The sequence below is a fragment of the Vibrio marisflavi CECT 7928 genome (assembly GCF_921294215.1).
Classification (GTDB): Bacteria; Pseudomonadota; Gammaproteobacteria; order Enterobacterales; family Vibrionaceae; genus Vibrio; species Vibrio marisflavi.
The window spans coordinates 522396-545783 of the sequence record NZ_CAKLDM010000002.1; the positions used below are offsets into that span (position 1 = coordinate 522396).

The window sequence follows — 23388 nt, forward strand, 5'->3', positions numbered from 1 at the left end:
CGTAGTTTTTTGAGGTGATTTGATGAGCTTAGGCCCAATGGGTATGAACTCTGGCATGGATATTAATTCTATGGTCAGTAAGATTGTTAATGCGGAGCGTGTTCCTAAACAGCAACGCATTGATGATCAGCAGACTAAGAATGATGCCAGTATTAGTGCTTATGGCCGGCTCAGAGAGTCGCTGGATACGATGAAAAATCTCATGATGAAGTTTCGTCAGGAGAAGGCGTTTGCCGCAAGAAAAGTAGAAACCACGAATGAAAACGTGGTTTCTGCTACGGCAACCACTGAAGCAATCGCTGGTAGATATGCTATCGATGTGTTGCAGCTTGCCCAGAGTCACAAAGTCGCGTCTGACGTGTTACCAGAAAACGCGAAGTTTGGCCCGGGTAAGCTGCAGATTTCTATGGGTGATCAGCAGTTTACTATTGATGTAAAAGCAAAATCCAAGCTTGTTGATGTCGTTCGTGACATAAACAACTCCAAATCTAATCCCGGTGTTCGTGCCTCCGTCATCAATGATGTGGATGGCCCACGGCTAATTGTTGCCTCTACGACATCCGGTCAAGAAAACAGGATCAAAATTAGTGCTGAAGCCGAACGTGGTGATCCACTTAAAAAGCTTGAGTACAAAACGCTTGAAGAACGAGTTAAAGACCTTGAGAAAGCTCGCGCGAATGCTCAGGAGTTGATTAGTCCTTTAAGTGAGAAAGAAAAAGAATTTGCAAAGCAAATTGCCGACAAGATTAGTGATGCGGCAAAACAAGTCGATGAAGAGATAGCACAAGAAGTGCAGCAAGTGGCTCAGACAGTTCAAGCTGAAAGTGGTGCAGGGGAAGCTGCTGGTGAGCTTTCGAATGCAGCGGTGACAGCAGCTGCTGCGGCCGCAGAGGCAGCAAAAAGCCTCAAGCCAGAAGATAGAATTCCGGGCTGGTCAGAAACAGCATCAGGAACATTACTTGATTCCTACTGGGAACCAGAAGTAGAGCTCGACGACAAAGCGATTGAAAAGTCGCCGGATGTGCCAGGTTGGTCGAACACTGCTTCAGGCACGTTGACAGATTCTTACGTGACGCCGAAAGAGGCTCAAGTCATCCTCGACAACAAGCTTGCACAAGAACAGGCTGAAATACAGCGTGCTGTTGTTGCTGGTGAGATAACTCCAGAAGAAGCCAAGCAAAAAGAAAGAGCGCGACTGACTCCTGAAGAGCGCGCGTATCTGGAAAAAGTGGATAAGGCAGATGCAGATTTAAAAGCGGCGCAAGAATCATTCGATACTTATCAAGGCATGACCGAAGTACAGGCAGCACAAGATTCTAAAGTTGTGTTGGATGGTGTGGCGCATCTATCTAGTGAAAATAACATTATTGAAAATGCTATTGAAGGTGTCGATTTAACTCTTAAAGGAAAATCCGAACCGAATAAGGCGCCCTCAGAAATAGATATTGAATACGATAGGCAAGGTGTTCGAGATGATATCGAACAATTTGTCGCAGCATACAATCAATTTTATCAACTCTCTCAGCAGCTTGGTAGTGTAGATCCTAGAACGGGGCAGGCTGGGCCACTTTCTGGTGACAGTGTGGTTCGTAGTTCTGATGCTAAACTAAAAAGACTGTTTTCTACAGATATTGAACCAGCACCTGAAAATCTAAAAACCTTAACGGAGTTTGGTATTACCACCACTAGGCAGGGCACATTAGAAATTAATTACAAATTGCTGGATAAACAAGTTAACAATAATTTTAATAAGTTATCTGAATTCTTTGGTGGAAATAAAGGATTTGCTAAGCGAGTTGAAGATACAATTCAACAAATGACTGGGGTAACTGGTGCTATTCGTACCCGCGAAAAAAGCTTAACAGAAAGCAATCGCCGACTAGGTGATGATCAGGCGGCACTTGATAGAAGAATGGACAGTTTAGAAAAGCGTACCCATGCAAAATTTGTCGCTATGCAGGACGCTACGGGCAAAATGCAGTCTCAACTTGCTGGAATGATGAATGCGTTAGGTGGCTAATAAATGAAGCCTGAACTTGAGCAAATATGTGATATCAATAAAAAAATTAGATTGTGTATTACAAAAAATGAAATTAACACTGAAGAACTTGCCGAATTTGTCGATATAAGGGAACAGATACTGCATACAGTTATTACAGGGATTAAAGCGGATCCGAACTGTGTAGATAAACAAGAGTGGCAATCGGTCATTCTTGAGACACAATTAGTAGTAGAACTGATGCAATCTAAAACTGCTGAACTTGGGCAAGCTTTAAAGAAGTATCGACACGGTAGTAAATCGGTACAGCAATATAAGAAGTTTTTATAGGAAGAGGGAAATTATGCGTGGTTCTTTACAGGCATACAAAAAGGTATCCGTTGACAGCCAGCTAAGTGCGGCCTCCCCGCATAAAATCGTACAGATGCTAATGGCTGGGGCTATCGAGAGGTTGATTCAAGGCAAGGCTGCAATGATACAAGGGAATATACCTTCAAAAGGCGAGCGTTTAGGTAAGGCACTCGACATCATTATTAGTCTGAGAAGTTGCTTATCTATGGATGACGGTGGAGACGTGGCAAAAAATCTCGATCAACTGTATGAGTTTATGATTACCCAGATTGCCGATGCCAATCATAGAAACGATCCCCAACCGTTAGACGACGTTATCGACATTATTCGCGAAATAAAGTCAGCTTGGGACACAATCCCAGCGGAATTTCATAATTTGACGGCTTCAGATGTTAACGCTTAAGTAGCTATGATAGTTTTAACAAATGTCACATAGCATAATTGCTTGGTTGCCTTATTTTTTTTATCAAATAGAATATTAGTAACTAACAGGACTAGTGGTCATTTTGGGCTAATATAAAAAGCTGCCTTTTTAGGGGGTGATTCTATTTTTCGTTGAATCAATAAAGCATTTTTGCAGCCACAGAATTTCAGATGAAGGCAGTCATTCTTCCGTATGCAAGGTTTAGCAAAACTACTCGTGGTTGAAGATAACGCTCAAGAGCGTATCAATCTGGGTAACATATTAGAATTTGTTGGAGAGCAGTGTGAGATAATCTCATCCAACCAACTGAACGATTTAGATTGGTCCAAAATCTGGTCCGGTTGTATCATTGGTTCTTTAGATGGAGGCAAGCTTACTCCAGAATTGAAGGAAAAACTCTCGGCTTCAAATCACATTCCATTGTTAAGTGCAGGAAAACATTCTTACTCTTTCGATAACTTTCCACACTTCGTCGGAGAGTTAGAATACCCCCTTAATTACCCGCAACTTAGTGAAGCACTACGTTACTGTAAAGACTTCCTTGGTCGCAAGGGTGTTAACGTCGAATCATCTCGTCGTGACAGTTCACTATTTAGAAGCCTTGTCGGGCAAAGCCCGGATATTCGAGAAGTCCGTCACCTCATTGAACAAGTCGCGTCAACAGACGCAAATGTACTTATCCTTGGTGAGTCTGGTACAGGCAAAGAAGTCGTTGCGAGAAACATTCACTACCACTCAACCCGTAATAAGGGCCCATTTGTACCAATAAATTGCGGTGCAATTCCTCCAGAACTTCTAGAAAGTGAATTGTTTGGTCATGAAAAAGGAGCCTTCACAGGTGCAATAACAGCCCGTAAAGGCCGCTTTGAGCTAGCTCAAGGAGGTACAATTTTCCTTGATGAGATTGGTGATATGCCAATGCCAATGCAAGTTAAACTACTACGGGTATTGCAAGAACGAAGCTTTGAACGAGTTGGTGGCAACACAACGATTCAAGTGGATGTGCGGGTTGTGGCCGCAACGCATCGTGATTTAGAAAAAATGATTAGTGAAGGTGATTTTCGCGAGGATCTTTACTATCGCCTGAATGTTTTCCCTATCGAAATGCCAGCACTTAGAGATCGTAAAGAAGATATCCCGTTGCTGCTTAGAGAGCTGATGGTCAGGTTGGAGTCCGAAGGAGGTAGGCCGATATGCTTTAGTCCACGAGCAGTCAACTCACTGATGGAACACAGTTGGCCAGGTAATGTTCGTGAGCTTGCAAACTTAATCGAGAGAATGATCATCTTATATCCAGATAAGTTGGTTGATGTGAATCATCTTCCATCCAAATATCGATATAGTGACATACCAGAGTTTCAGCCTGAATATCACTCTCAGCAATCGATAGAAGAGCTTGAACGCGAGACACTAGCGGAAGTCTTTTCCGAAAACTTTCAATTTGAAGCAGAGGAAGAGCCAGCTCCAATTAATGGCTCACACCTCCCTCAAGCACTTCCTCCAGAAGGAATTAACCTAAAAGAAACATTGGCTGATTTAGAGATCAACCTCATCAATCAAGCTCTTGATTTGCAAAGTGGAGTTGTTGCCAGAGCGGCAGATATGTTGGGTATGCGCAGGACGACCCTAGTAGAGAAGATGCGTAAATACAACCTACAGCGCTAGTTTCTTGAGGCGAATATCGCAGATAGGCTCAGTTTATCCTATGCTGATATAAACAACAGCAATCATATACCTAAGCGAGTGGAGCTGCAGCTCTTCACTTGTTTAGATATATGAGTAATTGATCTAGCAGTGGGACTTCAGCCTCTTTTACACGTTAATTAGAGTAGAGTTAATTTTTCATAACTTACTGTTAATTCTAACCGTATCATGAAGTGCTTGTCTTGCCCGGCTCTAGATAGTTGCTTATTATCACAACTCGCAATGAACTATATAGGATAAACATGCGTAATTTAGTTTTATTGGTGATGATGTTACTAGCGCTACCCGCCTACGCGCTAACCAAAGTAGACTTGTACAGCTCTCAGGTTTTGTTGGGTAAAGATGCGAAGGATGCCAAAGTCGCTGATTCCAATGCCCGTGTGCAAGGAATGAAAAATGTCATAATTAGGGCGTCAGGCGATCCAAATGCGGCTAGCAACGAAATTATTGCCAAGGCTCTGAATAATAGCTCAAGGTATATCACGCAAATCAGTTATTCGACAGAAGACCAAAATACTTATCTTGATATGATGTTTGGTGCTCCTCAAATTCGCTCATTGCTGACTCAAGCTCAGTTACCATTCTGGCCTTCTATGCGGCCCAATATTTTGTTGTGGGTTATTGAAGATAATGGTTATGAACGTCAAATTGATTGGGAACATTCGAACTCACCAGTACTGAAAGAAATTCGTGAAACAGCGCAGCAAAGAGGCTTACCGTTAACCGTTCCAGTCGGTGACTTTGACGATATAACTGGAACGTCAGCTTCGGACTTTTGGGGTGGATTTGTTATCCCTATGAGCAAGGCAAGTCAACGTTACCCAGCAGATGCCGTTCTTGTCGTTAAAGTTGAACAAGGTGGTCGATTATCTTGGACGCTGTATGACCAAAAACCTGCATCAATGATTGATACCACAGCAGTGCCAGTGACTGGTAGTGACTCGGGTGATGACGCTGGTACACAGATGGTGAACGAGATAAGCAATTATTACGCGAAGAAAAGCGGCGTAGTTATCGCGAGCGAATCTTCTGAATCAGTTAAAACGCAGTTTACCAATATCAATACAGCGCAAGACTTCTTTAAGTTAGAAGAAAAACTGAAAGGTCTAACCTCAGTGGCATCGTTGGATGTATTGAGCATTCAAGGTACTACAGTGATGTTTAGAGTTCATTTGTTAGCACCTGTCGACAGTTTTGAGCAAGAAGTATCTCGAATGGGTGGGGTAACAAAAATTGACGCTGACGACTTACAGCAGCCAGCCGATGGCTCTCTAGATCCAAACAGCCCAGTATCGGTAGATCCTGCTTCACCGGCATCAACAGGTGGAGAAAGTAGCTCCCAAATTGATACTCAGAATTCATCATCTAGCGAATTGTCCGACAATCAGTACGTTGTAGATACGACGGCAGACTCAACAGAAAAAGCCCTAAGCAATGACGGCTCCGTTGTGCCTGTTCAGCCAGTTAACCGAGTGTTAGCGTATAAATGGCAAAATTAAAATTAGCAAGATAAAATAAAAACAGTCAGCAGATAAGGTTATTTGCTGACTGTTTTTTTATGATGCTCTCTAATCGTTGGGGCAAAGGTTTAATTGCCGAACTGTTTCTTTTCTATTTTTTCCACTTCAGAAAGCTTTTTTAGTTTCAAACCTAGTTCCTTACCTCTTGAGCGGGCATATAGCGTATTGCCCACGAAAGCCATTAAGGTAAACAGTAACTCAACAGCTGCTAGCCAGCGTTCCCCTTGATCGATGTATAGAATAGTAAGTGAGTGCAAAAAATACAGCATCAAAATGAAGTTGGCCCAAGCATGAGTGTAGGGCTTACCCATCACGATTCCATGAAGTGGCAATAAAAGTGGTAAGCACCAAGCTATTGCAACGCTGATACTATTTACGTGAACATGAGGTGATAAATAGATTTGCCACAATGCCACCCATACCAATAAAAGCACGTTGCCACATAGAGCCAATACTCGGTACTGTTTTGTTTTTGGAGCCATATCCATGCTTAATGTTTTTCCTTAAGTTTTAAAGCGGTCTCGGCCAACCTTTTCCCTAGCTCGATGGCTAGTGTGCTTTCTTCTTTGGTTAAGCTGTTTTTTCCCTGCGAAGAGCTCGTGGCACCGTAAGGTGTTCCGCCACTATTAGTCGTGTGAAGAGCTGATTCAGAATAGGGGATCCCCATGATGAGCATTCCGTGATGCAAAAGCGGCAGCATCATGGATTGTAAGATAGTCTCTTGTCCGCCATGTAAGCTTGAAGAAGAAGAAAATAAACAGGCCGGTTTACCTATTAGATCACCACTAACCCAGAGCGTGGTTGTTTGATCCCAAAAGTGTTTGAGTGGCCCTGCCATGTTGCCAAACCAAACAGGACTTCCCATCGCCAATCCATCAAACTTGCCCAACTCTTGTACTGACAAGATAGGATCGCTGGATTGACTTACACTGTCTTCGATTTCTGCCACGGTTCTTAGGGTTGCTTCGCAGCCTTCTATTGACTCTATCCCCCTCGCGATATGGCGAGCTAAAGTCTTAGTACTACCATGTCGGCTGTAGTACAACACTAAGACGTTGCAACTCATAGGATGTCTAACACTTGCTCTGGAGGGCGACCGTGTTTGGCTTTACCGTTAGCAACAACAATAGGGCGCTCAATTAACTTTGGATTGTCAGACATCGCCTTAAATAGCTCCTCATCGTTAGCTTCATTAAGCTTTAGCTCTTTATAGATATCCTCTTTCACTCGAATCATATCTCTAACAGATGAAGCCCCAAGTTGTGTATAAAGCGTTTTTAGTTGTTCTACAGAAGGTGGTGTATCTAGATACTTAACAACTTCTGGTTCAATACCTTTTTCTTCAAGCAATGCGAGAGTTTGACGGCTTTTTGAACAGCGAGGGTTATGATAAATGACGACGGACATTGAGTTCTCCTAATAGTTATTTTAATGCGTTGAATTTATTTCTTTGTACGATGAGTTGATCGATTCGAGCATCGTATCGAGCTTGAGCGAGACTGCCCAGTTTAGCGAGTTTACTCGCGTCAGTATAACGCTGAATAGCTTTATCCCAATTTGCACGCAGAGCCAACAGCTCTCCTTGAGCTGCGAGTTCTTCTGCTCGTTTGCCAGACTTGGCACTCGCCTCAATTAACAATTGCCATCCAACGGTATCTTCGGGGTTGTCATGGGTATAGCGTTGCAACAAACGAATGGCAGTTTCAAACTTGTTCTCTTTTATATAGACATTCGCAAGGTTAACGGTCAAAACTTTGTTATTAGACTTTATCTGTAGCGCTTTCTCTAGCATCACTTGCGCTTTTTCTGGTGTTTTTAAAGCAATGTAAGCATCGGAAAGAGCATCTAAATAAAAGTCATTTGTTGGAGATTGCTCATAAAGCCTATGTAGGATCTTTTCAGCTTCTTGTGGCTTTTTGTTGTCTAGGTAAACCAGAGCGCGGCCATATTGAAATGCTGGAACAAGAACTCTTGGAGCTTTTGGTTCGTTGCGATCTATCCAGCCTTTCGCTGTCTCTGCGTCCATGTTTACATAACGGACAATCACCCGCATTCTTGCTAAATAATAACTTAGTGAAGGCTTCACTTTATTTTTAGGGTACTGGAGTGCTCTTTCTCGCGTATCGGTAAGTCGTTCATCTGGTAGAGGGTGGGTCAATAGCATTGGAGGAGGAGTGCTTGCATAGCGATACTCATCAGCTAAACGACCAAAGAAAGTCGGCATGGCAAGGACATTGAAGCCTGCCCTTTCAAGTGTTGCTAACCCAAAACGATCCGCCTCTATTTCGTTGCTACGAGTGTAGTTGATTTGGCTTTGTATATTTCCTGCTGTAGTTGCTGTTATAGCAGCGATTCCGGCTTGGGGCGCTGCGATGGCAAGAAGTATGGAGCCAGCTAATGCTGCAACAGTTGCTGGAGTTCTTTTCGCCTGCTCTTCCATACTGCGAGCTAGGTGTCTCTGAGTAACGTGAGCAATTTCATGAGCCATGACTGAAGCGAGTTCACTTTCTGTGGTCGCTTGGAGGAAAAGGCCAGTGTGCAGAGCAACGTGTCCGCCAAAAAATGCAAATGCGTTAATACTTTTATTTTGGATCAGAAAAAAGGTAAAGGGTGTTTTGACGTCGTTTGCGCTTGCTACAAGGCGGTGACCCAAATTATTAATGAACTCGTTCAGAACAGGGTCATTAACTATAGGTTTCGTCGCACGTAGCAGTCTCATATAGGCATCACCGTATATTTTCTCTTGATCAATGGTGAGTGTGCCTGCTGCAGCCGTACCAATATCAGGTAGCTGCTGATCTTGAGCGATTGATATGCGTGGAATGCCAACGGCGGTAACAACACTTAGATAGACTAGATAACGCCAGCGTTTGAACATATTGCTTGATTCTACTCCATGTAATCATATTGGTATTGACAGCGATAACAGTTAGAGGTTCTGTTATAAACTTAGAAAATCGATCGAGACCAAAGCGGTGGAAAGACACAGTTTTACACAACAAATGAAGCATGCACACTGGTCAGTAGCCGAAAAGCCGATACAATACTCCCACTATAATAAACGTCGAATTAAAGAATGAAACCCCAATTACTCGATTTGAGAGAGGAGCGTTGCCCAAGGGCTTTGTTACTTGCAAAGCGCCACCTTGTCTCATTGCGAGCGAATGAAATTGCTACAATATATGTTATCGAAATGGGCTCTATAAAAGACATAGAGCGATATTTAATCAATAACGATTACAGCTATCAAACTATTGAGCGTGATGGTTATTGGCGCATTGAAGATATAAAGCGCGATTTCACTGGGTAAAGTGAATTAAAGGGAATTCTATTAAATGTTTGAAATGGTTGTTCGTTGGTATAAACGGCGCTTCTCTGACCCGCATGCCGTAAGTCTTGTAGCCATACTTTTGTTTGGCTTTATCACTATTTATTTTTTCGGCAATTTGATTGCTCCACTGTTAGTAGCGATTGTTTTGGCTTACTTGTTAGAGTGGCCAGTTGCAAAGCTATCTAATTGCGGTATTAATCGTACCATAGCCGTTGTTCTTGTTATTTTGGCGTTTACCGGACTAATGTTGTTAGCGGTACTCATCTTAGTTCCGACCATCTGGCAGCAGGTAGGCAACTTAGTCAATGATGTGCCAAATATGTATAGTGCGACTCAGCATTTTATCGCAGCACTACCGGAAAAGTACCCTGATTTAGCGGACTTAAAGATAGTTGAATCAGTGATGACTAATATCAAGTCTCAAGTAATTGGCGCTGGGGAAAGTGTTGTTAAAGGCTCGCTAGCATCGTTGGTGAGTATTGCGACACTCGCTATCTATCTCATATTGGTTCCGCTATTAGTGTTCTTCTTACTTAAAGACAAGCAAGAGATGATATCTATGGCTAGTGGTTTATTGCCTAGAAATAGAGAACTCGCGACTAAAGTTTGGATAGAAATGAATGAGCAAATTACCAACTACATTCGCGGTAAGGTACTTGAAATCTTGATAGTTGGCTGTGTCAGCTATGTGACCTTTATATTCCTAGACTTGCGTTATTCAGCCTTGCTAGCGGTAGCCGTTGGGGTATCTGTGCTCATTCCGTATATCGGCGCTGCTGCGGTGACTCTACCTGTAGCCATAGTGGGCCTTTCTCAATGGGGCCTTACGCCACCGTTTTATTGGTTGCTAGTTGCATACGGTATCGTCCAGGCATTAGATGGCAATGTTCTTGTCCCTATTTTATTTTCTGAAGCTGTAAACCTACATCCTGTAGCGATTATTGTTGCAGTACTGGTATTTGGCGGGTTATGGGGTTTCTGGGGCGTATTTTTTGCGATTCCACTGGCAACGTTAGTCAAAGCTGTCTGGAATGCTTTACCTAGCAACGAAGAAGAAATCGCGGAATAACTGGCTGGGGTATTTATAGAGTTAGCGGTCAAACTTTCAACAAAAGGCTCTTTCGTAAGAAAGAGCCTTTTTAATTTCCGCACTATACTGAACGTTAGGTTATACGTATATAAATGATGACATTTGGTTACAGGAGAACTGCACTAACCAGTTTTTGTATTTTGTCGCGGTTAATAGGAAGAAAAGCCTCAACTTTTTTCTTTTTGTGACGATAACTTAGTAGTTCTATATCAATCGCATCAGTTATTGAGTCGAAGGAAAGACATATGAAATTTAGTCAGAAAATCGTTGCAGCGTCAGCATTACTTCTCTTCGTAACGATATCTTTATTATCCTTACAGCAGCAAAGCACAGTACGCTCTGAGGTTGAATCCATCGTGGGTAGTAGCCTATTGGAGATGATTAAGGGCGTACGAAACACCATTACGGCTGATATGAAAGACAAGACAGGTTTAGCTCAATCCGTCACTCAAATCATTGAGCTTAACCCTGATAATCAGCAATATGTCAAAAACGTTTTGGAAACCTCTCAGCTCAAAAGTAGCTATATTACTACCGGGATAGGCTACCAAAGTGACGGGAAACTGCTTGAAAATGACGATACTTGGACCCCTGGCTCTGATTATGATCCCCGTTCACGCCCTTGGTACAAGGATGCTCAATCTGCCGATAAATTGATTGTTACCGCCCCTTATGTTGATGTGGCGACTAAGAAAGTTATTATTTCCATTGCAGCTCCAGTTAAAAAGTCGGGCAGCTTTATTGGCAGTATGTTCTTTGACGTTGACCTTTCTGGTTTAGCCGAGCTAGTTAATAGCATTAACCTTTTTGACGCCGGTTACCTGTTTATTATTACTGCAGATGGGACCACCATTGCTCATCCAGATGCTAAGTTTAACGGCGAGAATATGTCTAAATACTTGCCGGATGTGTCGATACAAGAGGGAGTTCAGCACATACATGTAGACGGTCAAGAGCTTATGGTTGAGTTTATCAAAGTACCTTCTCAAAACTGGTATGTTGGAGCCTCTGTTGATGAATCGATAGCGTTCGCCGCGATTCGAGATCTAAGAAATAGCTCAATATTTTACTTAGTCATTGGTGTTGTTCTGAGTATCGCTATTCTTACCTATTTGATTAAGTACCTGATGAGACCACTTGGTGCACTAAATGAAGCGATAAAAGGTGTAGCTTCTGGGCATGGTGATTTAACCCAACGCTTGGATACCAATACAGACCCAGAGTTCGCTGAACTGGCGAGAGGCTTCAATACCTTCACCGAAACACTTCAACAGCAAATTACGCAATGTAAAGCGATCGGCTCTGAGATAATGCATAGCGCGGATACTACAGTTCGTGGCGCTGAAGAATCAGCCGAGGCAATGAGAAGTCAGTTGTATGAGCTAGAGCAGTTGGCTACAGCGATGAATGAGATGGCAGCCACAGCTACAGAAGTTGCAAATAATGCGCAAGGTGCGGCAAGCGCGGCGCAAAATGCTGATAATGCAACAGAAGACGGTTCGAGAGTTGTAGAAGAAACGACGACTTCGATTGATAACTTGTCAGCGAGAATAGATCAAGCAGTAGAAGAGGTTCAAGGCTTAGAAACAGCGACAGCAAACATTGAAACCATATTGAAAGTTATCAATGATATTGCCGATCAAACAAACCTATTAGCACTGAACGCTGCGATAGAAGCAGCAAGGGCTGGGGAGTCGGGTCGAGGATTTGCAGTAGTTGCTGATGAAGTTCGAACGCTTGCACAACGCACGCAAGAATCTACCACAGAGATCCGCAGTATGATTGAGCAGCTTCAAGCGGGTGCCAGCGCAGTATCTTCTGCAATGGATGAGAGTAAAAATACTGCGATTGAGGCAGTCGATAGAGCCCAATCTGCAAATACAGCGTTAAGCCAAATTCGTGATGCGATTCAGCAAATTACTGATATGAATCTACAAATTGCTTCTGCAGCGGAAGAGCAAAGTCTCGTTGCCGAAGAAATTAATAGCAATACGGTGAAAATTAAAGACCTTTCCACCCAAGTTGCTGACTCTGCAGATGGTTCTAACATGGCAATGCAAGCCCAGCGAGAAAATGTAAAGGAACAAGAAGCGATATTGAATCAATTTACAGTTTAGATGGCTTAAAAAGGGCAAGTTACATTATTTACAAACTTGCCCTTTGAGATTTTGTGCCGCTGTAATAGACTTACGTTGCTAATAAATTACTGGTTAGGAGGATATTGATGATTGTAGTAAACCTAGCCGGGCATCTAATCTAAGCATTAGACCACACCGCCCGGATTCAAACCGGGGCAAAAGCCCCCTTAATTTTAATTAACGTTATATGTTAAGGGTTTGCGATGAGCAATGCTTATTCTCTTGCCAATTTGGGTTGGCATCCTTTTTTTCAACAACAGTTATCTCTAGAAGAGTGGGAAACGGTTATACCCGCGCGAGTTATCGAACAGCAAAAATCGATGATTACTGTTGCATCAGACAATTCAGTTCACTATTTGCAACTGCAACATTCTATGCCAGAGATGGTGGTAGGTGATTGGGTTTTACTTGAACAAAACCGCACGTTTTTGCGTCTATTAGAGCGCAAATCTTGCTTTAAGCGAAAAGCGGCTGGAAGCAAAGTCGACCGACAACTGATCTCTGCCAATGTGGATACGGCGTTTATTGTTTGTTCAATGAATGAAGACTTTAACCTTAACCGTATTGAAAGGTATTTGGCTTTGGTCAATGAGGCGAATGTTGAACCTGTCGTTATTTTAACTAAATCCGATTTAGTTGAAAGCCCTGAAAGCTATCGCGCTGAAGTACAAGGCATCGATAACCTACTTTGTATTGAGGTGGTTAACGGCTTAGATAGTGACAGCTTGGAAGATCTCCGCTGCTGGACGAAATCTGGCAATACCATTGCGGTATTGGGTTCTTCTGGTGTTGGTAAATCAACACTAGTGAATACGTTGCTAGGTGATGAAGTGCAAGAAACAGGGGCAATCCGAACTGATGATGCGAAAGGTCGTCATACCACAACCAGCCGATCGCTTATCTCTATTCCATCTGGCGGTATGATATTAGATACCCCAGGAATGAGAGAGCTTCAGCTTGTAGATTGCAAAGAGGGATTATCAGCCACTTTTCACGATATCGAAGAGCGTGCGACAAGCTGCCGTTTCGCTAACTGCCAGCATCAATCCGAGCCGCACTGTGCGGTAAGGCATGCAGTGAGCTCCGGGGAGTTGGATCAACGTCGATTAGACAGCTACTTAAAGCTCTTACGAGAAGAAGAAGTGAATTCTGCGAGTCTTGCTGAAAAGCGTGCAAAAAGTAAGGCGTTAGGTAAGTACTATAAACGTACCTTGAGTGAGTCACATAAACTTAAGGGGCGTTAATCTAGCAGGTAATATATGGCGGTCTAGGTTCGAGTGACTTAGGCCGCCAAATCATTTTTTGATTCAGGTGTTTTATTTGCCCCACCACTGGACGAAAAACGTTAAAGGTAAAATTGAGCTGGCGAAGAGCAATCGGTAAAATTGGTTAGTATATTGATTTAGCTCTTCTACCACATACTGGTCATCAGATTCACCTAGTTTTCGCAGAGCATTAATGGTGAGTTTTCCTTGGTCGCCAGACATACCTTCATCCTCATATATCGTAGTATCTCTACACTACAACTTAATGGTGAGAATTTCTATTTCATCCACATATAATGTAAAGGTTTTTTAGGAAAAAACTTGCTGAGCGTAGCGGGCAAGTCCGGCGGTTACCGAGCCAAAAAAGTCGCCTGAGACAATAGGTACTCCCGGTAACTCTTTTTCAATTTGTGAGCGTAAAATAGGTGAGCGCGCGCTACCACCTGTAACATAAATAACATCAGGCTTTTCACTTGCTTGCTCTAACGTACTTCTGATTAATTCGACAATCTTTGCAACCGGATTGCTGATAGCGGCTTCAAGCTGGCTTTGGTCTATTTTGGTTTCTAAAGTCTGTCCACCTAGATTCAATATCGAGCTGAACTTTTCTTGATTAGACATGGCTATTTTTGTTTCTTCTGCATGTCTGACGATTTGATAACCTAATGTCTGCTCATGGACAGTAAGTAAGCGGTCAATTAGCTCTGGATTTTCAGCCTCGCTTTTTAGTTGCTCTAGCACTTTCAGATTGCTAGCCATATAAAAATCGGTCTGGGCAGCAACGTTATTGATGGCAATCGGATTCCAAAACTGCACTTGTGGCATGTAAATACCGTTTAGCATTTTTGAGCCTCTGCCTAGAGATGGCATCACCCTTTCAAATGCAAGGTAAATATCCAGGTCATTTCCACCCACACGATAACCACTATGAGAAAGCAGACTATCTTTTCGATTGGTCTGAGTACGGTAGCTTGGTCCCATTCTCATTAATGAGCAGTCGGTTGTTCCGCCGCCAATATCCACAACCAAAACCGTTTTGTCTTCGGTGAGTTGACTCTCATAATCAAGACCTGCTGCAACGGGCTCAAATTGAAAAGCAATGTCCACAAACCCGGCTCTTTTCGCGGCGTTTTTAAGAATAGATTCTGCTTGTTGGTTCGCTTGTTCTCCTCCTAAGCCTTGAAAGTTAACCGGACGACCAATTACGGTTTGAGTAACTTGCTGCTCTAGGTGAGATTCGGCTTTTTGTTTTATATTGACCATCATCGAGCAGACCAAGTCTTCAAAAAAACGGATCTGCAAATCTCTTAGCCCATTGGCTCCAAGAAAAGACTTGGGCGATTTGATGTAGTACACGTATTCGGGATCGTCGAGGTATCGCTCGAGCGCTGCCTGGCCAAAGATAAGATCGTCATGTTCAAGTTCCATGCCTTCGTGACGATTGGCAGCAATTGCACTACGCAATAACTGCTCACCCAGCTTGTCTGTGGGTGATACATTAAAAAAACGATAAAGGTATTCGCTGACCGACTCTCTTGTAGGTGCACATAATGTCGAAGGAATGAAGTAGTTATCGCCTTCAAGCGGCACCATTTGAGGTGTATTGCCTTGCATCGTAGCCACTGAACAGCTTGCAGTACCATAGTCGAACCCAATAAACATCACTCACCTATCTCACTGAAAAACGGGCGGAGTATTCTAATGAAATTGAAGTGAATGGCAAGAGGGAGAGCTCGAAGGAGGAGCCATCGCTGTGCAAACCTAGCGGGCTTAACAAAATAGATTTATTCAGAGTATTACTATCTATTTAGTGCTTTATGATAGTTAGCTGTATTTCAGGTTTAGGATAAATGGATAAGAAGAAATGGATCATTTAGTACAAGTCACATCGTTAATCCTCAATGTTGTAATTGTCGCTTTTATTGGTTGGGGGGCTTGGCGAAAAAAAGTATAGAGGAGCCAGCTGACAAGTTGATCAAATTGCTTACCCAGATATCTGATTTGTGGGACAAACAAAACTGGGAAAAAATGTCTAAAGAGATTAGTAGTCTTGAAGAAGTATATAAGAGTAAAGCAACTGCAGAAATAGAACTCTACAAGCAAGAATCCGTGCGCTCAGTCCAGAATATAAAAAAGGATGAGCTGACCGCTAGGTATGAACTAGAGGCTTTAGTTGGAGTTATTCAGAAAATGATATGCGAAGAGCAACGTTCATACATTTACGCGTTGCTATTGCATATGGGGACAGCATCGGATCAAAGGTATATGAAAGCGTTTTATACTTCTGATGAGCAAATTGGAGCAGCCATGTGCAAAGTTGGTGAAACACTTAAAGGTCATAGCATTGTTAGAAGCAATGATAGAGGAGCCAGTTAGAGATATATTCTTTAAGAACTTAGAATTGTGGGAGAGTCAATTCACTACATTTTGTAGATTCCCAGAAATAAACGATTGAATATTCTTAGCCACCATTTGAGTTATCCGCTTGCGAGCATCCAGAGTTGCCCATGCAAGATGCGGAGTAATTACACAGTTTTTGGCGGTGAGTAGTGGGTTGTTGGTTTCTGGTGGTTCTTGCCATAAAACATCTAATGCAGCGCCCGCGATAACTTGGTTATTGAGTGCATTGGCAAGGTCTTGCTCATCAATTAACTGGCCACGAGACGTGTTAATCAATAAAGCGCTACGCTTCATTTTAGCCAGTGTTTGTTGGCGAATCAGGTTTTCTGTTGTGGGTAGAGCAGGGCAATGAAGCGAAACAAAATCAGATTGTGATAGTAAAGTATCTAAGTCAGTCGTGTGATGTGGGTAGTTCGGTGGCGTGTGTGAAAAGTGCTCATGAGCAAGCACATTCATTTTAAATGCATGAGCAAGCTCGCCGACTCGCTGACCTATTTTGCCAAATCCAACAATGCCGATAGTTTTTCCAGCAAGCTCTAGTTGTGGGTTTAGCCAATAGCTCCAGTCATTGCTATTTGTCCAACCGTGTTTGTCTCGTACATCTTGGCTGTTTAGCGCGACATTTCTAGCAAATTGAAAAATATGCGCGAAGACCATTTCTGCGACTGTATCGGTGCCATAACTTGGCACGTTTAGCACAGGGATGTTTTTTTCTTTCGCATATTCGATATCTACTACGTTGTATCCAGTGGCTAACACTACGATGCACTCTAAGTTTGGACAAGCATCAATGACTTCTTTACTGATTGGCGCTTTATTGGTGAGCAATATGTGGGCAGGCTTTGCTCTGCTGATCACTTGGCTGGTTCCAGCAGTAGAACGGTCGTAGCAGATAAAGTTGCCAAGGCTTTCTATTGGCTGCCAAGGGTTGTCACCGGGATTTAAGGTGTAACCATCCAAACAGACTATGGTTTTCATAGGCTTCCTTACTAACTAGCGAGCAAGTGACATAAAAGTGAAGCCAGAAGATAATTCTGGCTTCACTTATTACTAGGGTACTAAGATATTAATATGCGTCGTTATGGACGGTTTGTACAGCGCGTCCAGATGGGTCAACGCAATTCTTAAACGCGTCGTCCCATTCAATCGCTTTGGCAGAAGAGCAAGCAACAGAAGGGCCGCCAGGGACACATTGTGCAGCAGATTCTAATGGGAACAGCTCTTCAAATATCTCACGATACACGTAGCCTTCTTTAGTCGTCGGCGTGTTGTATGGGAAGCGGTATTTGGCTGAGCTCATTTGCTGATCCGTCACTTTTTCTTCTGCGACTTCTTTTAGTGTATCAATCCAGCTGTAACCTACACCATCAGAGAACTGCTCTTTCTGTCTCCATGCAATTGCATCTGGGAGGTAGTCTTCAAAACACTCGCGAAGAATGTGCTTTTCCATTTTTCCGTTACCGCACATTTTGTCTTTCGGGTTTAAACGCATTGCGACATCGATAAACTCTTTATCTAAGAAAGGTACTCGGCCTTCAACACCCCATGCAGCTAAAGATTTATTGGCGCGGGCGCAGTCGAACATGTTCAGAGCCAGAAGTTTACGTACCGTTTCTTCATGGAACTCTTGTGCGTTTGGCGCTTTGTGGAAATATAGGTAACCACCAAAGATCTCGTCTGCCCCTTCACCAGATAGCACCATTTTGATGCCCATCGCTTTGATCTTACGGCCCATTAAGAACATGGGAGTTGAAGCACGTATGGTAGTGACATCGTAAGTTTCGATGTGATAGATCACGTCACGAATAGCATCTAAACCTTCTTGGATGGTGTAGGTCATTTCGTGGTGCACAGTGCCAATTTTATCTGCGACTTCACGAGCCGCTTTTAAATCTGGAGCGCCTTCAAGGCCTACGGCGAAGGAGTGAAGTTGAGGCCACCACGCTTCAGATTGCTCGTTGTCTTCGATACGCATAGCGGCAAATTTTTTCGCGACAGCGGAGGTGATTGAAGAGTCCAGTCCACCAGAAAGCAACACGCCATATGGAACGTCGGTCATCAATTGACGCTTCACCGCAGCTTCTAGCGCTTCAGTAAGCTCTTCTTTGCTGGTTGTATTGCCTTCGACTTCGGCATAGCTGTTCCAATCACGAATGTAATAGCGTTGAGGCTCTGAATCTGATGAAGAGTAGTGGCATCCTGGTGGAAACTCGCTAATGGTTTTGCAAACAGGTACTAAGGCTTTCATCTCTGAAGCAACATAGTAGTTGCCGTGTTCGTCGTAGCCTTGATAAAGAGGAATAATACCAATGTGGTCACGGCCAACTAAGTATTGATCTTTTTCTTCGTCATAGAGAACAAAGGCAAAAATACCGTTGAGCTCTTCAAGAAGATCAGCACCTAAATCTTGGTATAAAGCTAGAATGACTTCACAATCTGAATCGGTTTGAAAGTCGTATTTATCTTGGTACTTGGCGCGAATTTCTTTGTGGTTATAGATCTCACCATTGACGGCAAGAATCAGGCTTTTATCTGAGTTATAAAGAGGTTGTGCGCCACTGTTTAAGCCAACAATAGCCAGCCTCTCGTGAGCAAGAATTGCTTTATCTGATGCATAAATCCCTGACCAGTCCGGCCCACGATGACGAAGCTTTTTAGACATTTCTAACGCGATTGGTCTAAGTGCTGACGCGTCACTTTTTATGTCTAGAATCCCAAATACTGAACACATGTTACATCCTCTTAATCTGAACTCAATATCATACAATTTGCCATTGGGTTTAAAAAAAGCAAGCAATAATGCAATAAAAGAAAAATCAAATATGCTTTTGTTAAATATTTTCTATAATATTTGATATTTATTAGAAAATATCCACCAAATGGTGATTTACTGCTCTCTATTTCTATTTTTTGGCGAGTAAATTGGCTTTTGCGATAGCTGTTTAAAGTCTGGTTTTAACTGTTCGCAAACGTGTCGGGCAAAGCCGCTACCTGCTTCGTGGTATATGTTAAAAGCTGCATCCACTCCACTTTCAACCAGAGAGCTAAGTTGGTCTGGGTATTCTGCAATAGCAGCAATCTGCCCGTTAAAGCCAATTTTTTGCAATTGCTCTAGCGCAGTTTGGTTACCTTTATGGTGAGGCATAGCAAGCAGAACAAGCTTTACTTTTGATGTGTCGACTATTCTTGCCCAGAAGTCAGGGTCGGTTGCATCTCCGGAGATAACATTGCGTCCTTCATCTTTGTGTTGGGCTGCGGTGCTTTCTTTTATATCAACGCCTAGAGTGATACTTCCGAAGCGTAATTTTAAGTCGTCGTAAGCACCTGTCCCGATTCGACCCATACCAAAGATGAGGATCTGTGCTTCTCCCGGGTATATTAGCTGATCTTTTTTGTTTAACGAGTCGGCAGCATGCTCTTTGAAGCGTCTAGAAATGCCGCGATATAGTTTGTGAGCTTTGCTGTTAAGTGGTGCCGCTAATACAAAGGAGATAGAGACTGCAATGGCGATAGAAGCCATGACGTCTCCGCCAATCCAACCTAATTTATACGCTAGCGCGCCAACAATTAAACCAAACTCACTGAAGTTAAAAAGAGTAAGCGTTGTGAGCAGTGAAGTACGCATCCTAAATTTGAATTTGTGCAGTACCGCGAAGTACACCAAACCCTTAATAGGCAAAAGCAAAACAAATAGAACGCCCAGAGAGATAGCGACTAATGTGGGTTGAGCTTGCAAGCCAATATTGAGGAAAAAGCAGACTAAGAACAGCTCTTTGAGGTTAAACAAAGACTTGGATAGCTCAGATGCTTTTTTGTGGCTAGCTAATAGCATTCCTAAGATCAAAGCACCTAAATCTGGTTTTACACCAACCAAATGGAACAGGCCTGCACCCATTACCAAAGCGAAGAATATACCAAACAGAACCAGCATCTCTCCATGGCCAACCTTGTCCAAAATTCTGAAAAAGATTGGTCTAAGCAAGGGAAGAGCAAACAGTGCTATCGCATACCAGTGAGGTATTTTGCCTGTCGATGCAGTCAAGAATATGACCGCGAAGATGTCCTGCATGACTAGAATACCGATGGCAATCATGCCGTAGGTGGCGTTCATGTCACCTTTTTCTTGTATCGACTTAACTGCAAATACAGTACTGGAAAAAGACAGGGCAAACCCCATCAGAATCAATTGTGGTGTAGCTAGGGAAGCAAGAAAAGAAACACCAATAAATTTGAGGAGAACTAAAAAGGCGCTAAAAATTGCGGTGGTTAGCAGGTTATGAACCGTTGCTCCTGCCCATATCTCTTTTGAGAGCAGTACCTTTATGTCTAGCTTTAGACCGATGGTAAACAGGAGTAACGTTACACCAAGCTCGGAAAGTGTTGTTATGGTCTCATTGGTTTGAAAACCATAGTAATGCAATATAAAGCCTGCAAATAAAAAACCGACAAGGGGAGGGAGCTGGCACCTCAATGCGATAAAGCCTGCAACAAAAGCAGACGAGATAAGAACTAATTCCATAGAGTGATAATATCCCTTAGGCCAACATGAATATTGTTTATTTATAATTTGAATAAGCTCTATATAACCCTTGCACAAATATATCTAGTACGAGGGTAAATAGAGCTTCAATAAAACATCAATGGGCTAACGGATAAAGTGTTGCAAAGCCGTTAGTTAGGCTATTCTTCCAGAAGTTTTTGCAATAGTACACCGTTTAACATCGCACGTTTGACCATTGCAAATGCACCCATTGACGGTTGATCGTTGAGTTGTGATTCAACAATGGGTAAGTCGCTATGGAAGGTCTTGAGTGATTGGTTCTCAACGTTCCTTCTAATAGCTGGGAATAGAATATCTTTGCTTTGTGTAATATCCCCTGCAATGATAATTTTTTGTGGATTGAAGAGGTTGACTGTGATTGCGATGGCTTTGCCAAGTTGGTTGCCGACACGGATTAAGCTTTGTTGTGCAAGCTCGTCTCCATTGTTGGCGTGAATGCATACATCTCTGATTGTGATCTGAGGAAGATCCGATAAGCTTGACTCGTAACCTTGAGCAACGAGTTGTCTGACACGCTTAACGATAGCAGGGTTGGCAGCGATGGTTTCTAAACAGCCGAAGTTTCCACACTGGCACTGCTCGCCAAGTGGATCGATTTGAATGTGTCCAATTTCACCGACATTTCGGTTGAACCCAAGAAATACTTGCCCATTAACAATAATGCCTGAGCCTGTTCCTCGGTGGACACTGACTAGAATAGAATCCTGACAATCTTGGCTCGCACCGAAGTAATGTTCGGCAAGCGCCATTCCTCTAACATCGTTTCCAACAAAGCACTGAACGTTAAATTGACTCTTTAGTATCTTGCCAAGCTCTAGGCGCTCAACTTTGATACCCGGAACGTATTCAACGCTACCTGTCTCTGGGTTAACCAGACCAGGCAAAACGATCCCGATAGCGATTAGCTGCTTTATGGTGTACTGGTGGTTTTTCAGGAAGTATGAGATTTGGTGAACAACACCCTCGGTGAGTTCTTCTTGGGTGGTGTAGAAAAACTCGTTGTTTGTAGAAGCGAGTTCGTTGCCCGCTAAGTCATAGAGACTAAAATGAATATAATCACGACCAAGTCGAACCGCAAGGGAGTGAAAGGGCTCGACTTCGGTTTGGAGAGATATAGCTCGTCGCCCGCCAGTGGATGCCTGTTGAGCGACTTCTTTTATTAGACCACGTTCGAGTAGTTGGCGGGTGATCTTGGTAACACTTGCTGGTGCGAGTTGACTAACATCGGCAACCTGAATTCTAGATATTGGCCCATGTTGATCGATAAGTCGATAAACTGCCGCACTATTGAGTTGCTTTACTAAATCTACATTACCAATCTGTCCGCCATTCATTCTTATATTTGCTCGTATTTGCCATTCACTATTGCCGCTTGGACATTATAGTTACTGTCGAATGCTGTTAAATTTGCCACCATGCCTTTTTGGATACGTCCTAGCTTATCTTGAACGCCAATAGCGGTTGCAGGGTATAACGTTGCCATTCGAAGTGCTTCATCCAAAGCGATCCCAACATACTCTACGGTATTTCTAACGGCTTCAATCATTGTTAATGCTGATCCGCCTAGTGTGCCATTTTCATCAATGCACTTACCATCACGGTAATATACTTTCTTGCCGACAAAAATAAAGTGATCCATTTCCGCACCTGCTGGTGCTGTGGCGTCGGTCACTAATACTAATTTATCTGCTTTCTGTTTATGCGCGATTCGAATATTGGCGTAATCTACATGAAATCCGTCTGCAATGACACCGGCATATACTTCAGGTGTATCGTAAATAGCTCCTACAACACCCGGTTCACGACCTGCGATAGAAGTCATTGCATTGAATAGGTGCGTTGCGAAAGTTATGCCTGACTCAAAGCCTTCTCTTGCTTCTGCATAGGTAGCGTTAGTATGGCCAATCGACACAACGATTCCAGCATCTTTAAGTCGCTTGATGTGGTTGTGATCATTTTGCTCAGGAGCAAGCGTGACCTTAGTGATGACATCAGCATTGTCACAAAGGTAATCAACCATGCTATCAGCAGGTTGGCGGATATAGTCGATGCTGTGAATGCCCTTTTTTTCAGGGTTTAAATAAGGTCCTTCTAGGTGTAAACCTAGAGATTGGTTCTTGTACGTCTTTTGGTATTCCTTCGTTACCTCAATTGCTTTCTTCATGTCTTCATCGCTTGAGGTAATCAGGGTAGGTAAGTAGCTAGTACACCCAGAGCGTATGTTAGCCTGGTGCATAGTTTGCAGCGTGTCGATTGAGATGTCATCGTTAAACATCACACCGCCACAGCCGTTTAGCTGTAGGTCGATAAAGCCCGGACTTAGATTGGCGCCACCCAGATCAATAGTTTTAATATTAGCTGGTACTTCGTCTAAAGCACAGATATCAGCGATTAGGTCATTTTCGATAATAACAGCGTGTTCTCTAAGAACGTCTCTACCAGTATAAATATTGCAGTTTGTTAGCGCGTACATTGCTAGCTAATCCTTATTAATCTGTTCGTTTGCAAAAGTTAATTAGTTTGATAAATTATGTAACCAACTCATTAATGACGTAGGCTAAAGAATAACGATATTAACGAATGTAAATTTAACAACTAGCCTATC

21 protein-coding genes are annotated in these 23388 nt (G+C 42.9%); 10 read left to right on the plus strand and 11 right to left on the minus strand.

Annotation, left to right across the window (positions count from 1 at the left end):
• Positions 1-22 precede the first annotated feature (22 nt).
• The 5 genes from fliD to L7A31_RS09175 all read left to right on the plus strand — a co-directional run bounded on the left by fliD (position 23) and on the right by L7A31_RS09175 (position 5977).
• Positions 23-2020 (plus strand): flagellar filament capping protein FliD, encoded by a 1998-nt coding sequence (fliD, locus tag L7A31_RS09155; RefSeq protein ID WP_237361208.1) that lies wholly within the window; start codon positions 23-25, stop codon positions 2018-2020.
• 3 nt (positions 2021-2023) lie between these two features.
• Positions 2024-2329: a flagellar protein FliT gene (locus L7A31_RS09160; protein WP_237361209.1), complete on the plus strand. Its 306-nt coding sequence runs from the start codon at positions 2024-2026 to the stop codon at positions 2327-2329.
• 13 nt (positions 2330-2342) lie between these two features.
• On the plus strand, positions 2343-2753 hold the full coding sequence (gene fliS / locus L7A31_RS09165) for a flagellar export chaperone FliS (protein WP_237361210.1): 411 nt from the start codon (positions 2343-2345) through the stop codon (positions 2751-2753).
• Positions 2754-2966: 213 nt separating this feature from the next.
• The gene (locus tag L7A31_RS09170; protein WP_237361211.1) at positions 2967-4439 is read left to right on the plus strand and encodes a sigma-54 dependent transcriptional regulator; all 1473 of its coding nucleotides are present in this window, start codon (positions 2967-2969) and stop codon (positions 4437-4439) included.
• Positions 4440-4720: 281 nt separating this feature from the next.
• Positions 4721-5977 (plus strand): DUF2066 domain-containing protein, encoded by a 1257-nt coding sequence (locus tag L7A31_RS09175; protein ID WP_237361212.1) that lies wholly within the window; start codon positions 4721-4723, stop codon positions 5975-5977.
• 89 nt (positions 5978-6066) lie between these two features.
• Here the strand turns inward: L7A31_RS09175 and L7A31_RS09180 are convergent, their stop codons facing one another.
• From L7A31_RS09180 to bepA, 4 genes are read right to left on the minus strand one after another with little or no spacing between them, the layout of a single operon-like run.
• On the minus strand, positions 6067-6486 hold the full coding sequence (locus L7A31_RS09180) for a DUF2069 domain-containing protein (protein ID WP_237361213.1): 420 nt from the start codon (positions 6484-6486) through the stop codon (positions 6067-6069).
• 2 nt (positions 6487-6488) lie between these two features.
• A complete protein-coding gene (wrbA, locus tag L7A31_RS09185; protein ID WP_237361214.1) occupies positions 6489-7064 on the minus strand; it encodes an NAD(P)H:quinone oxidoreductase in 576 nt (191 codons plus the stop codon).
• The gene (arsC, locus tag L7A31_RS09190) at positions 7061-7405 is read right to left on the minus strand and encodes an arsenate reductase (glutaredoxin) (RefSeq protein WP_237361215.1); all 345 of its coding nucleotides are present in this window, start codon (positions 7403-7405) and stop codon (positions 7061-7063) included. The genes wrbA and arsC overlap by 4 nt, the downstream gene beginning before the upstream one ends.
• A gap of 16 nt (positions 7406-7421) precedes the next feature.
• Positions 7422-8876, minus strand: a complete 1455-nt coding sequence (gene bepA, locus L7A31_RS09195; RefSeq protein WP_237361216.1) for a beta-barrel assembly-enhancing protease — start codon at positions 8874-8876, stop codon at positions 7422-7424.
• A 198-nt stretch (positions 8877-9074) separates the two neighbouring features.
• Between bepA and L7A31_RS09200 the strand changes: the two genes are divergently transcribed.
• The 4 genes from L7A31_RS09200 (at position 9075) to rsgA (ending at position 13801) form a co-directional block, all read left to right on the plus strand.
• Complete coding sequence (locus L7A31_RS09200) at positions 9075-9308, plus strand: sulfurtransferase TusA family protein (RefSeq protein WP_237361217.1); 234 nt, start codon at positions 9075-9077, stop codon at positions 9306-9308.
• Between the two features lie 25 nt (positions 9309-9333).
• Positions 9334-10398, plus strand: a complete 1065-nt coding sequence (locus L7A31_RS09205; protein WP_237361218.1) for an AI-2E family transporter — start codon at positions 9334-9336, stop codon at positions 10396-10398.
• Positions 10399-10664: 266 nt separating this feature from the next.
• Entirely contained in the window at positions 10665-12536 is a 1872-nt protein-coding gene (locus L7A31_RS09210; protein WP_237361219.1) for a methyl-accepting chemotaxis protein, read from the plus strand.
• Positions 12537-12760: 224 nt separating this feature from the next.
• Positions 12761-13801: a ribosome small subunit-dependent GTPase A gene (rsgA, locus tag L7A31_RS09215; RefSeq protein ID WP_237361220.1), complete on the plus strand. Its 1041-nt coding sequence runs from the start codon at positions 12761-12763 to the stop codon at positions 13799-13801.
• A gap of 72 nt (positions 13802-13873) precedes the next feature.
• Here the strand turns inward: rsgA and L7A31_RS09220 are convergent, their stop codons facing one another.
• Positions 13874-14044 (minus strand): hypothetical protein, encoded by a 171-nt coding sequence (locus L7A31_RS09220; RefSeq protein WP_237361221.1) that lies wholly within the window; start codon positions 14042-14044, stop codon positions 13874-13876.
• Between the two features lie 87 nt (positions 14045-14131).
• Entirely contained in the window at positions 14132-15484 is a 1353-nt protein-coding gene (gene yegD / locus L7A31_RS09225; protein ID WP_237361222.1) for a molecular chaperone, read from the minus strand.
• Between the two features lie 273 nt (positions 15485-15757).
• On the opposite strand from yegD, the gene L7A31_RS09230 reads away from it, so the two are divergent.
• Positions 15758-16198, plus strand: coding sequence for a hypothetical protein (locus L7A31_RS09230; protein WP_237361223.1), 441 nt, complete (start codon positions 15758-15760; stop codon positions 16196-16198).
• 36 nt (positions 16199-16234) lie between these two features.
• On the opposite strand, the gene L7A31_RS09235 is transcribed toward L7A31_RS09230, so the two are convergent.
• The 5 genes from L7A31_RS09235 to nagA all read right to left on the minus strand — a co-directional run bounded on the left by L7A31_RS09235 (position 16235) and on the right by nagA (position 23256).
• On the minus strand, positions 16235-17200 hold the full coding sequence (locus tag L7A31_RS09235) for a D-2-hydroxyacid dehydrogenase (protein WP_237361224.1): 966 nt from the start codon (positions 17198-17200) through the stop codon (positions 16235-16237).
• A gap of 88 nt (positions 17201-17288) precedes the next feature.
• Positions 17289-18953: an asparagine synthase B gene (gene asnB / locus L7A31_RS09240; protein ID WP_237361225.1), complete on the minus strand. Its 1665-nt coding sequence runs from the start codon at positions 18951-18953 to the stop codon at positions 17289-17291.
• A gap of 156 nt (positions 18954-19109) precedes the next feature.
• Positions 19110-20741, minus strand: coding sequence for a cation:proton antiporter family protein (locus L7A31_RS09245; RefSeq protein ID WP_237361226.1), 1632 nt, complete (start codon positions 20739-20741; stop codon positions 19110-19112).
• Positions 20742-20902: 161 nt separating this feature from the next.
• Positions 20903-22117, minus strand: coding sequence for a DNA-binding transcriptional regulator NagC (gene nagC, locus L7A31_RS09250; RefSeq protein ID WP_237361227.1), 1215 nt, complete (start codon positions 22115-22117; stop codon positions 20903-20905).
• A gap of 2 nt (positions 22118-22119) precedes the next feature.
• The gene (gene nagA, locus L7A31_RS09255; protein WP_237361228.1) at positions 22120-23256 is read right to left on the minus strand and encodes an N-acetylglucosamine-6-phosphate deacetylase; all 1137 of its coding nucleotides are present in this window, start codon (positions 23254-23256) and stop codon (positions 22120-22122) included.
• Positions 23257-23388 lie beyond the last annotated feature (132 nt).

What these genes read in the sequence shown, in the direction of transcription:
- fliD (WP_237361208.1), top strand. Translation starts at nt 23, where the DNA reads ATGAGCTTAGGCCCAATGGGTATGAACTCTGGCATGGATATTAATTCT.
- L7A31_RS09160 (WP_237361209.1), top strand. Translation starts at nt 2,024, where the DNA reads ATGAAGCCTGAACTTGAGCAAATATGTGATATCAATAAAAAAATTAGA.
- fliS (WP_237361210.1), top strand. Translation starts at nt 2,343, where the DNA reads ATGCGTGGTTCTTTACAGGCATACAAAAAGGTATCCGTTGACAGCCAG.
- L7A31_RS09170 (WP_237361211.1), top strand. Translation starts at nt 2,967, where the DNA reads ATGCAAGGTTTAGCAAAACTACTCGTGGTTGAAGATAACGCTCAAGAG.
- L7A31_RS09175 (WP_237361212.1), top strand. Translation starts at nt 4,721, where the DNA reads ATGCGTAATTTAGTTTTATTGGTGATGATGTTACTAGCGCTACCCGCC.
- L7A31_RS09180 (WP_237361213.1), bottom strand. Translation starts at nt 6,486, where the DNA reads ATGGATATGGCTCCAAAAACAAAACAGTACCGAGTATTGGCTCTATGT.
- wrbA (WP_237361214.1), bottom strand. Translation starts at nt 7,064, where the DNA reads ATGAGTTGCAACGTCTTAGTGTTGTACTACAGCCGACATGGTAGTACT.
- arsC (WP_237361215.1), bottom strand. Translation starts at nt 7,405, where the DNA reads ATGTCCGTCGTCATTTATCATAACCCTCGCTGTTCAAAAAGCCGTCAA.
- bepA (WP_237361216.1), bottom strand. Translation starts at nt 8,876, where the DNA reads ATGTTCAAACGCTGGCGTTATCTAGTCTATCTAAGTGTTGTTACCGCC.
- L7A31_RS09200 (WP_237361217.1), top strand. Translation starts at nt 9,075, where the DNA reads ATGAAACCCCAATTACTCGATTTGAGAGAGGAGCGTTGCCCAAGGGCT.
- L7A31_RS09205 (WP_237361218.1), top strand. Translation starts at nt 9,334, where the DNA reads ATGTTTGAAATGGTTGTTCGTTGGTATAAACGGCGCTTCTCTGACCCG.
- L7A31_RS09210 (WP_237361219.1), top strand. Translation starts at nt 10,665, where the DNA reads ATGAAATTTAGTCAGAAAATCGTTGCAGCGTCAGCATTACTTCTCTTC.
- rsgA (WP_237361220.1), top strand. Translation starts at nt 12,761, where the DNA reads ATGAGCAATGCTTATTCTCTTGCCAATTTGGGTTGGCATCCTTTTTTT.
- L7A31_RS09220 (WP_237361221.1), bottom strand. Translation starts at nt 14,044, where the DNA reads ATGTCTGGCGACCAAGGAAAACTCACCATTAATGCTCTGCGAAAACTA.
- yegD (WP_237361222.1), bottom strand. Translation starts at nt 15,484, where the DNA reads ATGTTTATTGGGTTCGACTATGGTACTGCAAGCTGTTCAGTGGCTACG.
- L7A31_RS09235 (WP_237361224.1), bottom strand. Translation starts at nt 17,200, where the DNA reads ATGAAAACCATAGTCTGTTTGGATGGTTACACCTTAAATCCCGGTGAC.
- asnB (WP_237361225.1), bottom strand. Translation starts at nt 18,953, where the DNA reads ATGTGTTCAGTATTTGGGATTCTAGACATAAAAAGTGACGCGTCAGCA.
- L7A31_RS09245 (WP_237361226.1), bottom strand. Translation starts at nt 20,741, where the DNA reads ATGGAATTAGTTCTTATCTCGTCTGCTTTTGTTGCAGGCTTTATCGCA.
- nagC (WP_237361227.1), bottom strand. Translation starts at nt 22,117, where the DNA reads ATGAATGGCGGACAGATTGGTAATGTAGATTTAGTAAAGCAACTCAAT.
- nagA (WP_237361228.1), bottom strand. Translation starts at nt 23,256, where the DNA reads ATGTACGCGCTAACAAACTGCAATATTTATACTGGTAGAGACGTTCTT.